Source organism: Mycobacterium sp. E3251, assembly GCF_001666835.1.
Lineage (GTDB): Bacteria > Actinomycetota > Actinomycetes > Mycobacteriales > Mycobacteriaceae > Mycobacterium.
The window spans coordinates 51,951-67,831 of the sequence record NZ_LZJF01000163.1; the positions used below are offsets into that span (position 1 = coordinate 51,951).

General features: G+C 70.2%; 5 protein-coding genes and 2 pseudogenes. 1 reads left to right on the forward strand and 6 read right to left on the reverse strand.

From position 1 onward, the window contains the following. Window positions 1–19 precede the first annotated feature (19 nt). The 6 genes and pseudogenes from A5697_RS20625 to A5697_RS20650 form a co-directional block, all read right to left on the reverse strand. Entirely contained in the window at window positions 20–238 is a 219-nt protein-coding gene (locus tag A5697_RS20625) for an MbtH family protein (protein ID WP_068011852.1), read from the reverse strand. Continuing rightward, on the reverse strand, window positions 216–1,511 hold the full coding sequence (gene mbtG, locus A5697_RS20630) for an NADPH-dependent L-lysine N(6)-monooxygenase MbtG (RefSeq protein ID WP_068011853.1): 1,296 nt from the start codon (window positions 1,509–1,511) through the stop codon (window positions 216–218). The genes A5697_RS20625 and mbtG overlap by 23 nt, the downstream gene beginning before the upstream one ends. Beyond that, window positions 1,508–5,911 (reverse strand): non-ribosomal peptide synthetase, encoded by a 4,404-nt coding sequence (locus A5697_RS20635; protein ID WP_068011862.1) that lies wholly within the window; start codon window positions 5,909–5,911, stop codon window positions 1,508–1,510. The genes mbtG and A5697_RS20635 overlap by 4 nt, the downstream gene beginning before the upstream one ends. Further along, window positions 5,908–12,435 carry a non-ribosomal peptide synthetase gene (locus A5697_RS20640; RefSeq protein ID WP_068011854.1) on the reverse strand — a complete coding sequence of 2,176 codons (6,528 nt, stop codon included), beginning with the start codon at window positions 12,433–12,435 and terminating at the stop codon, window positions 5,908–5,910. The genes A5697_RS20635 and A5697_RS20640 overlap by 4 nt, the downstream gene beginning before the upstream one ends. Continuing rightward, window positions 12,432–15,422 carry a mycobactin polyketide synthase MbtD gene (mbtD, locus tag A5697_RS20645; RefSeq protein WP_068011855.1) on the reverse strand — a complete coding sequence of 997 codons (2,991 nt, stop codon included), beginning with the start codon at window positions 15,420–15,422 and terminating at the stop codon, window positions 12,432–12,434. The genes A5697_RS20640 and mbtD overlap by 4 nt, the downstream gene beginning before the upstream one ends. Beyond that, a pseudogene (locus A5697_RS20650) lies at window positions 15,422–15,715 on the reverse strand (polyketide synthase); the annotation flags it as partial. The gene mbtD and the pseudogene A5697_RS20650, both read right to left, overlap by 1 nt. Before the next feature lies 1 nt (window position 15,716). Here A5697_RS20650 and A5697_RS27370 point away from each other — a divergent pair. Further along, window positions 15,717–15,881: pseudogene (locus A5697_RS27370) on the forward strand (polyketide synthase); the annotation flags it as partial.

Consider the following 15,881-nt stretch of genomic DNA (forward strand, 5'->3'; position numbering starts at 1 on the left):
GTGGCGGCGACGCCGCGCGTTATGAGCGACGCTCGATCGATTCCTGCAGGCTCTTCGGCCGGATGTCGGTCCAGTTTTGTTCGACATACTCGAGGCACTCCGCGCGGCTTGCTTCGCCGAACACCACGCGCCAGCCCGCCGGGGTGTCGGCGAAGCTCGGCCACAGGCTGTGCTGGTCCTCGCTATTGACGAGCACGAAGAATGTGCCGTTCTCGTCATCGAAGGGGTTGATGCTCATCGCGTCTCCTTGTCGTGTGCTTGGACGGGCCCACTAAGCCCCCACTGGTTCCCAATACCCGGTCAGACAACAATCCCAGGCAGCTGAGGTTCGGAAATCCGGGGCCCTGGGTCAACCCGGACAGATTGGGCAGGAACAGCTTCGGCGTGACGTCCGCGACCGCCAGGTCGTAGCCGATCGCCTCCTGCAGGCTGTCGGCGGTCAGCGGCCCGCCGAGGCCGAGCTCCAGCAGGTCGAGCACGTCCTGGCCGAACAACGACGTGAACCACAGCGGGTCGGCGCCGGACCCGTCGATGACCAGGTCGAAACCGTGCACCGTCTCGAGGTTCTCGCTGCCCCGGTTGGTGGACAGGGTCAACCGGATCTGACCGTCCCGGCCCACCGCATGGGCCACCCGTCCCCGCAGGTGGCGGATCCGGTCGTCGGCCAGCAGCGCCTCCTGCACGTTCGCCGAGAACACCCCGCGGTCGGTGCGCGCCAGCGCGTCGCGGCGCTCGGCCAGCGTCAGCGCGCTCCAGTCGGTCGGGTCGGAGAACAGCGAGTTCTCGAAGAAGCTTTCCCCACGGGTGAACAGGGTCACTTGCGGCGAGATGACGGTGATGGTCGAAACCCGGTGCCGGAACAACTCATTGAGCATCGACGCGGCCGTCTCGCCACCCCCGATCACCGCCACCCGCTCGGCGCTGATCCGGTCGTGGCCCGCGGCGCGATCCCAGAACTGGGCGATCGACAGCATGCGCGGATTGCCGGGCAGCAGCGACTTCTCGGCCTGCCCCGGCCCGGTGATCATCAACGCGTCGGCGTGCACGGTGGCCTCGTGGGTGTGCAGCGTCCACTGGTCGCCGCTGACGGCCAGCCGCTCGACCTCACCGTGCACCACGTCGAGTCCAGTCTGCTCGGCCACCCAACCCAGGTATTGGCTCCACTTGCGATGCGTCGGCGCCGGTCGGCCGCGGTCGATCCATTCGGCGAAGGACGCCGTGGCGATCAGATAGGACTGCCAGCTGTAGCGGGTCATCCGCTCGTCGAGTTCGGCGTTGCGGCGGGGCACCAGCGCGGAGCGATACGGGAACCCCACGTCCTTCTCCGGGCTGGTGCCCAACCGGTGCGCCCCGTCGGTCCAACCGCCGCTGGCCTGCCAGTTGGCCGCGACGCCGATGCGTTCGACCGCGACCACCTCGGGAGCATCGACACCCATCTCGCGCAGCACGGACGCCTTGGCCCCGACGGCAACCGCCTTGGCTCCCGCGCCCACGATCGCCAGCGTGCTCATGTCACCACCTCCCGCAGCGATTCAATCCAAAGACGTTGCAGCGCCGCCACATCGGTGTCAGTCAGGATGTCCGGCAGCGTGCGCCACTGCGCGGCCAGCACGCGCTGTCCGTCGAACGTGAGCATGGCGGCCACGATGGTGAGCTCGTGGCGAACCGCCAGCTCTGGCTCGGGCTGCGGCGAGACCCCGGCGAGGAGCTCACGCTCGAGCGTCAGCAGCCGGGTCCCGCCTGCGGCGTGGGCGGCACCGAGGTAGTTCAGCAACAGTTGCGGGCCGGGCAACGGGGCGAGGCGTTCGGCGGTATCGGCACGCAGATAGCGCAGCAACCCGTAATCCAGCCCGTCGCCCGGGATCGCCGCCATCAGCTCCCCCACGTCTCGCGGGTCGGCCGACGCCACCCGCACCGGGTAGATGGAGCTCAGCAGTCCGACGGTGTCGCCGGTGTCGATGGTGTGCGCGCCCGGCCCCTCGACGAGACCGTCGGCGCGACCGTGTGTTTCGAGCGCCAGCAGGGGCGGCGGCGTGGCCTGATTGCGCGACCGCCGCCACCGCGTCACCGTCGCCGCGGTGGCGGCGATCAGCAGGTGCGGCAACGGTACGCCCGAATCCAGCAGCCGGCGCGTGGTGTCCGCGTCGGCTGCGATCATGCGGACGTCCAGATCGCGGGCCCGGTCACGGCACGGATCGACCCGCCGGGCACCGAGTTCGGGATCGTCGCCGTCGGCCTGGGCGGCCCAGAATTCCACGGTGTCCAGCCGGTGGGCGCGCTCGATGAGCGCGCCGGCCCAGCGCCGGTAGCTGGTGTGCTCCCGGACCGGGGCCGGCGAGTGACCGGTGGCGAAAGCCTGTAAGGCGGCGTCCAATTCGCCGAGAACCACTCGCCACGACGCGGGATCCATCGCCAACACGTGGACGGCCAGCAGCAGGACGCTCTGTCCGGTCGGGGGGCGAAGCCACACCGCGGCCAGCAGCGCCCCGCGCTCCGGGTCGAGGCGGTCGACGGCCCGTGCGACGTGATCGGGGACCGCCGCGTGCAGATCGGCGGCCACCGCTACTTCGGTGAGAGGGGTGTCGGTGCCCTGGGTCGGGACCAGGGTCATGGTCGCGCGGTCCAGGCGGGAGCGCAGCACGTCGTGCCCGGCCAGGATGCCGGTCAGCGCGGCGTCCAATTGCCGGCGGGTGACGTGGTCGGGCAGCCGGATGGCCTCGGTCTGCGCCAGCCGGCGCGGCTCCCCGTATTCGTAAAGCCAGCGGCCGTTGGGCAGCACTGGCATGGGCTCGCCGCCATCATTCTCGGCATCGCTTGTGGCGGAGATGGTTTCGGAATCGATCGCTTCGGCAAGCTCGCGGACGTTCGCGCACTCGAGGATGAGCCGGGCGCGCAGGGCGATCCCCCGCGCTCGCGCCGCCTGAACCACCGACAGGGCCATGATGCTGTCCAGGCCCAGCTGCAGGAAATCCGCGGTGACGTCGATTCGCGGCTGATGCAACAGTTCGGAGAGCAGTTCCGCCAGTGCGGCTTCCGTGGCTGTTTCGGGTTCGGCTCCGGAAACCGCGTCGGCGGTGTCGAAGGCGCTCAGCGCGGCCTCGTCCAGCTTGCCGTTGACGGTCAGCGGGATTTCGTCGACCGGGACGATGCGCTGCGGGATCATGTAGCGCGGCAGCCGGGAGCCGAGCATGCCGCGCAGTTCGGCCGTCGACGGCGGCGGCGCTTCGGAAATCACCACGTAAGCGGTCAGCCGCGCTCCGGCCTTCGAGCGGCTCACCAGCACTCCGGCGCGCTGGACGGTGGGGTGCGATTCGAGCGCGGCGGCGATCTCGCCGGGCTCGACGCGGTAGCCGCGGATCTTCACCTGCGCGTCGGCGCGGCCCACGTACTGCAGCGAGCCGTCGGAACCGCGCCGCACCAAATCGCCGGTGCGGTACATGCGTTCGCCGGTCGCGAACGGGTCGGCGACGAATCGCCGGCCGGTTTCCGCCGCGCGGCCGAGATATCCGCGCGCCAGCTGGGCGCCGGCCAGATAGAGCTCGCCGGTGGCTCCGAACGGCACCGGACGCAGCGCGGAGTCCAGCACGTAGCCACGGGTGTGCAGGGTCGGCCGCCCGATCGACGGCTCGTCGTGCTCCGCGATGGCGGCCACCACCGCCTCCACCGTGGTTTCGGTCGGGCCGTAGCAGTTGAAGGCCGTCATTCCGGTGCGTGCGCACTCCGCGCGGATGAGGGTCCAGGCGGGCTTACCGAGCGCTTCCCCGCCCAGCGCCAGCACCGCCAGCGGAACCGTCGTCAGCAAACCACACGCCGCGAGTTGGGCAAACATCGACGGAGTGGTGTCGATCATGTCGATGCCGTGTTCGGCGATGGCCGCGACCATCGCCTCGGCGTCGGCCTGGGTGGGCTCGTCCACGACGTGCACACCGTGGCCGTCGAGCAGAGCGATCAACGGCTGCCAGGCGGCATCGAACGCGAACGACCACGCGTGCGCGATGCGCAGCGGCCCGCCCAGCCGGGCGGCCGCCGGTCGCAACACGTTGTCCAGGTGGTCGTCCGCGTAGGCGGCCACCGCCGCGTGAGTTCCGATGACGCCCTTGGGTTCTCCGGTCGTGCCTGACGTGAAGACGACATACGCGGCCTGGCCGGGCACCACCTCGGCCGGGCGGAACTCCGTGGCGGGAGGTTCGCCCGCGACGAGCGACACCTCGTCGAGCAGGATCGAGGCATTGGATTGACGCAGGATCGATTCCACCCGTTCCGGGGGCGTCCCCGGCTCCATCGGCACGCACATGCCGCCGGCCTTGAGCACCGCGAGCATCGCGACGATGTACTGCGGCCCCCTGGAAAGCCGGATGGCCACCGGGGTTTCGGGCCGCACCCCGCGGTCCGCGAGCCGGGCGGCCAGGCCGTCGGCCAGCGCGTCCAGTTCCCGGTAGCTGAGTTGGCCGCCCGCCCAGCTGACCGCGAGGTTGTCGGGTGCCCCGCAGGCGACCTCGGCGAATCGGGTGTGGATGCCGACCGCAGGCCGGGGGGTCACGCCCGCGGGGCGCGGGGGGACCGCCTCGTCGTCGAAGAGGACGCTGACCTCGCGCAGCGGGAGCTCCCAGTCCCGCAGCAGCCGCTCGGCGGTAGCGATCACCCGCCGGGCCAAGGTGGCCGCCGGGATGGCGCCGAGCGCCCCGTCGACCACTTCGACCAGCACCACCAGTTCGCCGCCGGCCATGTGGGCCGCAACGGTGACCGGGAAGTGCGACAAGGTCTGCAGGGCGGACGGCCGGAAAGTTGCGCCGCCGGCGGTTAATTCGGTGCCCGCGGCCAGCCCGTCCAAGGGGAAGTTCTCGTAGACCAGCAGGGTGTCGAACATTTCGCCGACGCCGCCGAGCGCCCGCAGTTGGGCGTGTCCGATGTGGCTGTGCTCGCGCAGCAGTGCGGCGTTGCGCTGCACCGCGCGGCATTGCTCGCCCACCCTCGCGGCGGGGTCGAGCCGCACCCGCAACGGAACGGTGTTGATGAACAGCCCGATCATGGTCTCCACGCCGGCGAGTTCGGGCGGCCTGCCGGACACCGTGACGCCGAAAACCACGTCCTGGGTGTCGGTCAGCCGGGACAACACCAGCGCCCACGCCATTTGCAGCAGGGTGTTGACGGTGATGCCACGGGCTCGGGTCTCCTCGACCAATCGCGCGGTGGCTTCGGCCGGCATCCGCAGTTCTGTGGTGCGCGGCAGCCCGGTCCGCCGGCCATCCGCCGATCCCAACGCGGCCGACAGCAGGGTGGGTCCGGGAAGGCCCGCCAGGTGCCGGCGCCAGACCTGCCGGCTGGCTTCGGGATCTCGACTGGCCAACCAGCCGATGTAGTCGCGGTAGGGCCGCGGGCCGGCGGGCAAGGCCGAGAGATCGCCACCGGCCCGGTACAGGATCATCATCTCGTTGACGAACACCGGCAACGACCAGCCGTCGATCACGATGTGATGGGCGGTGAGCACCAAACGCCATCGTGCGCCAGGCAATTCGACGAGCAGAAAGCGGATGGCCGGACCGTGTTCGAGATCGAACGGCCGGCGGCGTTCGCCAGCCTCCAGCGCCTGCACATCCTCGGGTGCGGCGGTGACGGTGCGCCATGGCAGATCTACCCGGGACGGGACGATCTGCACCGGCCGCGCGATACCCCGGCTGAAGAAGCTGGCCCGCAGGTTGGGGTGCCGCACCAACATCTTTGCCGCGCAATCACGTAACAGCGCGACATCTAGAGCGCCGGAGATGTCGGCGGCCATGCCGATCACGTACGGGTCGTCGGCCTCGCCGTCGGTGAATTCGGTGAGCGTGGTCAGCGAGTACAAGCCCTCCTGCAGGGGGCTCAGCGCCATCACGTCCTCGATGTCGGGCGCGACATCTTTGGTGGCCGTCATGGCGCGCCGTCCCGCGACGACGACCAAAGCTGCGTCACGGCGGCGAGATCCTCGGCCGACAGCCCGGAGGCGCTCATGGGCTCGAACCGGGCATCGGCGGGCTCGGTGTCGTTGCGCTCCAACGCATCCAGGGCGGCGGCCAGCTGTTGCACCGTCGGGTTCTCGAAGATCATCCGCGGGTTGACCGCCAGGCCGGCGGCCCGAGCCCGCGCGGCCAGCTGCACCGACAGGATGCTGTCGCCGCCCAGGGCGAAGAAGTCGTCAAAGCGGCCCACCTCGGGCGTCGAGAGCAGTTCGGCGAACATCTTTGCCAGCGCCCGTTCTGTGTCGGTGCGCGATGGTTCAACCTGTCCGCTGGTGCTGACCGCCGGTGGCGGCAGCCCGGGCCGGTTCAGCTTGCCCGAATCGGTTTTGGGAAGCGCGTCGAGAACGGTCAACGACGAGGGCATCATGTAGCCGGGCAGCGTCGTTCCGAGCGCGGCCCGGACCTGTGACGCGAACGCGGCCTTATCGGTGTCATCGTCGATCGGCTGCTGTGGCACAACGTATCCGGCCAGCGAGGTGCCGCCGTGCACCTCCCAGGTGCGGGCCGCCGCGGCGGCGACACCGTCGACTTCCGCCAGCGCCGCCTCGACCTCGGCCAACTCGACCCGGAAGCCGCGCACCTGCACCTGGTGGTCGGAGCGCCCGGCGAATTCCAATCGCCCGTCCGCGGTCCAGCGGGCAAGGTCGCCGCTGCGGTACAGACGCGAACCGGGTTCGGGGGCATAGGGATTGGCCACGAACCGGGTGGCGGTCAGTCCGGGCCGCTTCCAGTAGCCCCGGGCCAGTTGGTCGCCGGCGTAGTACAGCTCGCCGACCACCCCGACGGACACCGGTCGCAGGGCCGCGTCGAGCAGGTAGGCGTCCGACCCCGGGACCGGTTTGCCCACCAGCGGATTCGGCAGCTCCAGTCGACCGCGGGACACCGCACCGGAGGTCTCGGTGGAACCGATGTTGTTCAACAGTTCGGTGCCCGCGCCGGCGCACACCGACACCAGCCGCTGCAGCAGCGCGGTGCTCACCGGTTCTCCGCCGCACACCAGCCGGGACAGGGCTCGCACCGCGTCGGGCCTGCTGTCGACCAGGGCGGAGACCAGGCTGGGCACCGCGGTCACCTGGGTCACCGCATGCCGGATCATCAACTCCCCGAGCGCTTCCGGGTCGCGGTGCTCGGCATCGTCGGCGAGGATCATGGTCGACCCGGCTGCGAGGCCGGCCAGCATTTCCATGCCACCCTCGAGAAACGTGATCGAGGCCTGCGCCAGCCGAATGTCGTGGGTTCTCGGCGGGTAGTGCCGTAGCTGCCAGTCCAGCCGGGCCGCCATGGAACGATGGGTGCCCAGGGCGCCTTTCGGCTTGCCGGTTGATCCGGACGTGAAGACCAGAAACATCGGGTCGTCGGGGTGTGGCAGCGGCAGCTCGCGCGGATCGGTTTCCCCGTGCTCCACCGCGGCGCGCACCCGCGGATCGTCCAGCGAAATGACCGTGACGCCGGCAACTTCGGGCATGCTGCGAGCCGCGTGGGCGGTGGCCAGCACCACCGGTGGTTGCACGTCGTCAAGCATGAACTGCTTGCGCGCCGGCGGGTAGGCGGGATCGATCGGAAAGTAGCCCCCGCCTGCCTTCATGATGGCCACCAGCGCCACCACCAGGTCGATGCTCCGCCGCGTCGACAGCCCCACCAGCGACCCGGGTCCAACCCCGCTCGCCAGGAGCAGCGCCGCAAGGTTGTCCGAACGGCGATGCAGCGCAACGTAATCGATCTGCTCGTCGCCGCAGCGCACCGCTATCCGGTCGGGTCCCCAGCTTCGGCTCGGCTGCAACAGTTCTGGAATGGTGCGCGGCCGGTCGTGCGGCGGTCGCTCGCCCCGGCTCCAGTGCTCCAGCATCCGCTCGTCGGCGTCGGTCAGCTGCAGGTCGCGCAAAGTCTGATCCGCATTGCCGGCAAACTCGGTTACCACGCGGGTCAGCCAGCCGGCCAAACGCTCGATGGTGGCGCGGCTGTACAGCTCGGTGCGGAAGATCAGGTTGCAGTTGTACCCGACGCCGCCCGAGCCGTCGGTGCCGAAAAAGTTGACACTGAGGTCGGCGTGCGCCATGTCGAAGACGGGGTCCAGCGAGGTACACACCGCGTCCTGTCCGCCGTTTTCGGGATCCTGCTCGATCACCCGCGCGGCGGGCAGGTGGTCGCGGACGTGCACGACGACCTGGAACAGCGGATTGCGCGACAGCGAACGCACCGGGCTGACGCTGTCCACCACCCGGTCGAACGGCAGGTCCTGGTGGGCATAGGCGGCCAGCGCCGTCTCCCGGGCGCGGGTCAGCAGCTCGCGTAGCGTCGGGTTGCCGGTCAGGTCGTTCCGCAGCACCAGGATGTTGACGAAAAACCCGATCAGCTGGTCCAATTCGGCCTCGGTGCGCCCGGCGACCGGGGTGCCCAGCGGAATGTCCAGGCCACCGCCCGCCTTGTGCAGAACCACGGCGACCGCCGTTTGCAGCAGCATGAACTCGGTGATGCCCATCTCGCGCGACAACTCGGCGAGCTTGTGTCGGGTGGCCGCGTCGATACGGAAGTCGACCGATTCGCCCGCACCGCTGGGCACCGGTTGACGCGGGAAGTCGGGACGCAGCCCGGTGTCCTCCGGCAGCCCGGCCAACTGCCGGGTCCAGTACTCCCGTTGCTCCGCGGCGACCGCGGACTCCTGGCCGCTCGCATCACCCAGGAATGCCCCCTGCCACGCCGCGAAGTCGGCGTACTGCACCCGCAACGGCGCCCAGGCCGGGGCTTCCCCGGCGCGCCGGGCCCGGTACGCGGTCATCACGTCGGCGAACAACACCCCCGCCGACCAGTGGTCGGAGGCGATGTGGTGGACGACCAGCGACAGCACGTGTTCGGCGGGGTCGTCGGCGGTGTCCAGCACCGCAACCCGGACCGGCAGCTCGCGGTCCAGCTCGAAGCAGTACCGGCGCTCGGCGTCCAGCTCCCGCTGCAGCCAGGCTTGATCGGGCCCGGTTGCGCGGCGCACGGAAACCTCACCCGCGGGTCCGACCACCTGGTAGGGCACCCCGTCCAGCTCCACGTAGGAGGTGCGCAGGATCTCGTGCCGCGAGACGACGTCACCGACGGCGGCGATCAGGGCGTCGATGTCCCATGGCCCGGTCAGTTTCGCGGCGAAGGGAATGTTGTTGACCCAGCTGGGCCCGTCGACGCGGTAGGCGAACCAGCTGCGCAGCTGCGAGGCCGACAGCGGCATCGGCTCGTCATGGGCGGTCGCGACCAGCCTGGGCCGCGACTGCCTGAGCTCACCGGCACTCAGCTGGTCAACCCGTTCCGCCAGCAAGCCCACGGTCGCGAGCTCGAAGACGTCACGGATGCCGAGCTCCACTCCGCAGTCCGAGCGGATCGCCGTGACCAGTTTGGTGGCCACCAGCGAGTGGCCGCCCAGGTCGAAGAACGAGTCGTCGACCCCAACCCGGTCGTGGCCGAGCAGCGCGGAAAACAGTGCGGCGATGCGGTATTCGGTCGGAGTCGCGGGGTCGCGGTATGCGGCCGCGGCCGCGATCTGCGGCTGGGGCAACGCGGCCCGGTCGATCTTGCCGTGCGCCGTGATCGGGATTTCGTCGAGCGCCACATAGGCGGCCGGCGTCATGTAGTCCGGCAGCGCGGCGGCCACCCGGGCGCGGATGCGCTCGACTTCAACGGTTTCCGGGCCACCGCCCTGGGCCGGCGTGACGTATCCCACCAGGCTCTTGCCCAAGCGCGGCAGGTCCATGGCCAGCACCACCGCTTGCCCGACGCTGGGGTCGACCGAGATGGCGGCGGCGATCTCGCCCAGCTCGATACGGAAGCCGCGGATCTTCACCTGCTCGTCGGCACGACCGACGAACTCGATATCCCCGTCGGCGTTCCGGCGGGCCAGGTCACCGGAGCGGTACAGCCGCCGGCCTGGGTTGAACGGATCGGCGACGAACCGTTCGGCCGTGAGTGCGGGCCTGCGGTGGTAGCCGTGGGCGACATGCGTTCCGCCGATGTAGATCTCGCCGATCACGCCCACGGGAACGGGCCGCAGCGCGTTGTCGAGGAGGTGTACCTGGGTGTTGATCTTCGGGCGCCCGATGGGTACCACCCGGGTGCCTTGGGCGCCTTCGACCGGGTAGCTGGTGCAGTTGACGACGGTCTCGGTCGGTCCGTAGAAGTTGTACAGCAGCGCGTCGAAGGTGGCGTGGAACTTGTCGGCGATCTCGCCCGGCAGGGCCTCCCCGCCGATCGGCACGCGCCGCAGGGTGCGCCACTGGCTGACCCCGGGCAGAGATAGGAACAGCCCGAGCAGTGACGGCACGAAATGCATTGAGGTGATGCCCTCGCGGCTCAACAGATCCGTCAGGTAGCCGATGTCGCGCAGCCCGTCGGGCCGCGGAATCACCAGGCGCGCACCCATGATCAACGTTCCGAAGATCTCACCCATGGACACGTCGAAGCTGGGCGACGCGACCTGCAGCAGCCGGTCGGTCTCGTCGACGCGGTACTCGTCACCGAACCAGACGAAGTATTCGGCGATGGGCGCGTGGGGCACCGGCACGCCCTTGGGCAGGCCGGTCGAACCCGAGGTGTAGATCAGGTAGGCGGTGTTGTGCGGGTCCAGCGGCCGCACCAGTTCGGTAGGCGCTCCAGCCGGGTAGCGCGACAGCCCGGTGACGGGCTCGCGCAGCACGAGCTTGGCGTCGGCGTCGCCCAGGATGAAGGTCAGCCGATCCTCGGGATAGGTGGGATCCACCGGCAGGTATACCGCTCCCGCCTTCAGCACGCCCAGCGCGGTGATGACCAATTCGGGTGACTTGTCCAGCAACACCGCGACCCGGTCCTCGGTGCCGATGCCCTGCTCGATCAGCCAGTGCGCCAAGCGGTTCGACTCTTCGTCGACCTCCCGGTAGGTGTACTCGCGGCCCTCGTAGACCACGGCGACGGCATCGGGTGACAGCGCCGCACGACGGGTGACCAGCGCGGGCAAGGTGGAGGCCGGGGTATCGAACTCGGCACCGGTCGATGCCCAGCGCAACCACTCGGCGTCGTCGGTGTCCATCAGCGTGCACGCCGACAGCGCTGTGTCGGGGTCCGCCAGGGCGCTGTCGAGCAGCACCGCGTAGTGCCGCAGCAGCTGCTCCACCAGCCGGTGATCCAGCACCTCGACCAGGTACTCGGCTTCGACCAGCCCACCGTTCGCACGATCCAGCTCGATCATGAAGCTCAGTGGCAGCTGGTTGAAATGACCGCGCAACTCCCCTCGCTCACACCGCACCCCGGGCGGGCAGAAGCCGGCTCCATCGGGCTCGCGCTGCCCGAAGCTCACCCGGGTCATCCGGTCGGCGCCATGCCGGCGATCGGGATTGGACTCGCGTACCAGCCAGTCCAAGTCGGCACGCGAATGGGCGAAGGCGCCAACCGCGCTGTCCCGGGTTTGGACCAGCAGCTGCCGGAACGTCTGGCGCGGCTCCGGTCGCATCCGGATCACCACGGTGTTGCCGTAGTAACCGATGGCCGATTCCGTCCCGATGCCGCGGTTGAGCACGGGCGCGGCGATCAGGAAGTCCGTTGACTGGGTGTAGCGATGCACCAGCGCGGCGAAGGCGGCCATCAGGACCATGTACGGGGTGGCGCCGCTCTCGCGCGCCAGCGCCGCGGCCCGATCGACGGTGGCCGCCGGCAACCGCGTAGTAGCGCGTTGGGCACGCCAGGTGCTTGGCACCACCGAACCGTTGGGGCCCGGAAGCTCAAGCGGCTCGGGCAGATTCGCCATCAGGGGCCGCCAGTATGCGAAGTCCGCGGCATGATCCGCGGCTTCGTCCGGCGGAGGCGCAGTTATCGCGGGTTCGCTGCCGAATCCGAACGGATCGGTATACGCGCGAGTCAGGTCGGCGAAAAACGGTGTCCACGAGGCGTCGTCCCAGGCGATGTGATGGGCGGTGACCAACAGCATCAGCTCGTCGGCGGACAAGCGGGCCGCGGTGACCCGCAGCGGCGAATCCTTGACCAGGTCGAAGGGCCGGCGGAAATCGCGCTGCGCCAGCACATCCAGCCGCAACCGCCGGGCCTGGTCGGTCAGGCCCGACAGGTCGTGTTCGGCCCACTCGGGCCGCAACTCCTCGTGGATGACCGGATACGGGTCGCCGTCCGGTCCGGTGTCGTACGTCGTGTGCAGTACCGAGTGCCGCGCCGCCACGGCGTCGACCGCGCTGCGCAATCGGTCGATGTCCACCGTGCCGGTCACGCGATAGGAGACACAGACGTTGAGCAGCGCGCTGTCGGGGTCCACCGACTGCACGAACCACATCCGGTGCTGGCCGACGGACATGCGCGGCTGGTCGTAGGTGGCCACGGGTGCCGAGACGCCGGGACTGGCCAGGCCGCGTTCGGCGATCTTGCGGCGCAACAATTCCAGACGTTCGTCATCGAGACGGGCGCCGGCTCCGGTGGTGTCCGTCACGCTGGGAGTCCAACCTTTCTGGTTTCGCGATCGTCGAGCGTTGCGCCGTCGCGCAGCGCATCGATCATTTCGTTGAGGGTGATCCCGCCGAGCATGCGAGCGACCGGGACGGAGCTTCCGACCGTCCGGCGCAGCCGCTTACGCAGATCGAGCGCGAGCAACGAGTCCACTCCCAGGTCGATGAGCGGTGCGCTCGGGTCGATCGATACCGAATCGTCCAGGTGCAATGTCGCGGCGAGTTCGGTGCGCACCACCTCGGCCAGTGGCTTGGCGCCGGAGGCGTCCGCTGCCCCGTCGTCGCCTCGTTGTGTGTCGAACGGCATTGGCATGCCCTGGCTTTCGAAGAACACCGCGAGCCGGTCGAGGTCGGCGTCGAAGATCAACGGATCGCCGTCGTATCGGCACAGGCCCGCCTCGATCGCCGGGTCAGGAGCCATCGCCACCAGGCCGGAGCGTTGGGTGCGGGTGATTTCGTCGCCCGTGACCACGCCGGCGGCCTGCCAGAGCCCCCACCGGATCGCCACGCTGTCGCGACCCCGGGCGCGCAGCTGAGCGACCAACACGTCGAGCATCCGGTTGGAGGCGGCGTAAGCCGCGTGGCCGTAACCGCCCCACACGCCGAACACCGACGAGCAGGCCAGGATCCGGCAATCGGGCCGCAGCGGCCACACTTCGGCCAGCAGCGCCAGGCCGCGGACCTTCGCCGCGCACACCGCCGCCACGCCGGCTCCGGTCAGCTCGGAACGCGGCCGGGCCTCGGCGATGCCCGCGGTGTGGATCAGCAGCGACGCGCCGTTTCCCGCGTGCGCGGCGGCGGCCGCCGCCAGGGCGGCCGGGTCGGTGATATCGCACCGCGTGGCGCGCACCTCGGTGGCGTGGTTCGCGGTGAGCCGGCGCAGCGTGTCTTCATCGATACCGTTGCGGCTCAACAGCGTGACCGTCCGTGCGCCGCGCTCGATGCAGTACCGCGCATACTGCAGGCCGATGGCTCCGCTGCCGCCGGTGATCACCACGTTGTCCAGCGCGTCGGCGTCCAGCGGCCGCTTGGTCGCCGAATCGCGGCACTTCCGGAAGGTGCGCACGTAGTGTTCCGTCGATTCGCGGCCCCGCAGCGCCACCTCCGCCGGCTCACCGAGCAGCGCGTCGACGGCGGCGCGGGCCGTGCCGACATCGACATCTCGGCCGGGCAGGTCGAGATGTCCGAAGGCCTGGTCGGTGAATTCGAAGCCGACGCTGCGGTGCATCGCGGCCAGCGCCGCCTGTGCCGGGGACGCATCGGCGTCATCCGCATCGATGGTTTCGGCGCGGGCGGTCAGCAACCAGACGGCCCGGCATCGCGGGCCGATCAGGGCGGCGTAGTCGGGTAGGCCCGCGTCCGCCCGCGCGGCGATCTGCTCGATCGCCGCGGTGGCATCGGCCTCGTCGAGTTCGGGCGCGATGATCGCGAGGATCTCCGCGGCGTCCGGCGACACCGCCCGGCAATCGCCCCGCGCCGCAACGGCATCCACCAGCAACCGGACCAAGGCGCCGTCCGTGGCATCGACGGCGACAACGCCGATGTCCGCCCCCGCCGCGCCCGGTCGCGTCTCGTGGCGCCAATCCTCAGCGGCGACGGTGAGCGCCGGGGCCTCGCCGGCGCCGATCAGCGGTTCGGGCGCCGCCCACAGGTGTACCGCCCGCATCGGCGCATTCGGGAATCCGCGCAACGGCGGCCGGATACCGCCGGGAATCGCGTTGGCCCAGTGGCAGCCCGGGTCGGCCGCGGCCACAGTGGCGATGTTCGACGCCAGCGTGTCGGTGATGGCCCGTTCGCGATGACCCGAGCCGACGGCCACCGTCGTCCGCTCGTCGATCAGGTCCGCGAGCGGATACAGCAACGCGGGATGCGCGGACAACTCGACGAACGCCGTGGCGCCGAGCCGTTGGGCCGTCGCCACCGCCCGGTCGAAACGCACGGTGTTACAGAGGTTGTCATACCAGTACCGAGAGAAGTCCACCTCGCAGCCGGCCTCCGCCCCGAAGGTCGAGCCGACGAACCGCACCGGACTGTCCCGGAACGCCGAGCGGGGAACCAGCTCGGCCAGGGCGGTGCGCAGCGGCCGCAGCACGCTGGTGTGGCCCGGATAGTCCACCGTCAGTTGGTGGGTGAAGACGCCGCGTTGCCGGGCCAGGCACACGGCGGCCGCGACGGCGTCATGGTCTCCGGACACCACGGTCGACGAGGGCCCGTTGACCGCCGAAACCTCGAGCCAGCCCGCGGTTTCGCCGATCAGGGACTGCGCCTCGTCCACGCCGGCGCCGAGCACCGCCATGGCGTAGCGACCGGCCAATTGGCCGACGATCGTGGCGCGGGCCCCGACCAACGCGACCGCGTCCGGCAGTGTCACCGTTCCGGCAACGTACGCCGCCGCGACCTCGCCGAGGCTGTGGCCGACGGTGATCGCGGGGAGCACGCCGTGGAATCGCCATTCGTGGGCCAGGCTGACCGCGTGGGTGAACTGCGCTCCCTGGATTTCGGTGCGCGACCAGTTCTTGTCGAGTTCCCCGGTCAGGTAGGGCAACGGTGAGGGCAGCCCGGCGGCGCGGAACGCCCGGTCGCATCGGTCGGCCTCGGCCCGGTAGGCCGGAAGTCGTTGGTATGCCTCGGCGCCCATCGACTGCCATTGATTGCCCTGGCCGGGAAACACGAAGGCGACGCACGGCGCAAGGTTGCTCGAGGATTGAGTGACCAGCGGGTGCTCCTCGCCGCGGACGAGCGCGGTCAGGCCGGCGACCAGCTCGGCGCGGCCGGCCGCCCGAACCACCGCGCGGTGCCGCCGCACCCGGCGAAGCCGCAGCAGCGTGGACGCCACCGCCGCGGTGTCCGCGTCCGCGCCCGTCCCGCCCAGGTAGTCCAGTATCGCCCGGGCGTCCAGGCCGATCAGCTCTTCGTCGTGCGACGAGAGCAGCACGGGTACGCGGCCGTCGGGCAAAGGGGAGGTCAGCATCACGCGACCTCGGGGAGCGCGACGATCACGTGCGCGTTGGTCCCGGCGATGCCGAACGCCGACGTCGCCGCGATCCGCCGGCCGCCGGCGGCGGCCCACGGGGTCAGCGAATTCGCCAAGCGCAAACCCTGGCTGTCCCAATCTATTTCCGGACTTGCCTCCGCGGCATGCAGGGTCGGTGGGATCGCCCCGTGCTCGGCGGCGACGATGACCTTCGCCAGCCCGAGCGCACCGCTGGCGGCCAGCGCGTGGCCGACGTTGGATTTGACCGAGCCAAGCAGGGGGCCGGCACCGGACGTCGGGATGGTCGAGGGGCACGGCACGGGCACCCGCCTCGGCGACCGCACTGAATTGCGTTCGCTGGCACAAACCTACGGGGACACGACGTCCGGTGCCGGCCCCCTGCTTGGCTCGGTCAAATCCAACGTCGGCCACGCGCTGGCCGCCAGCGGTGGGCTC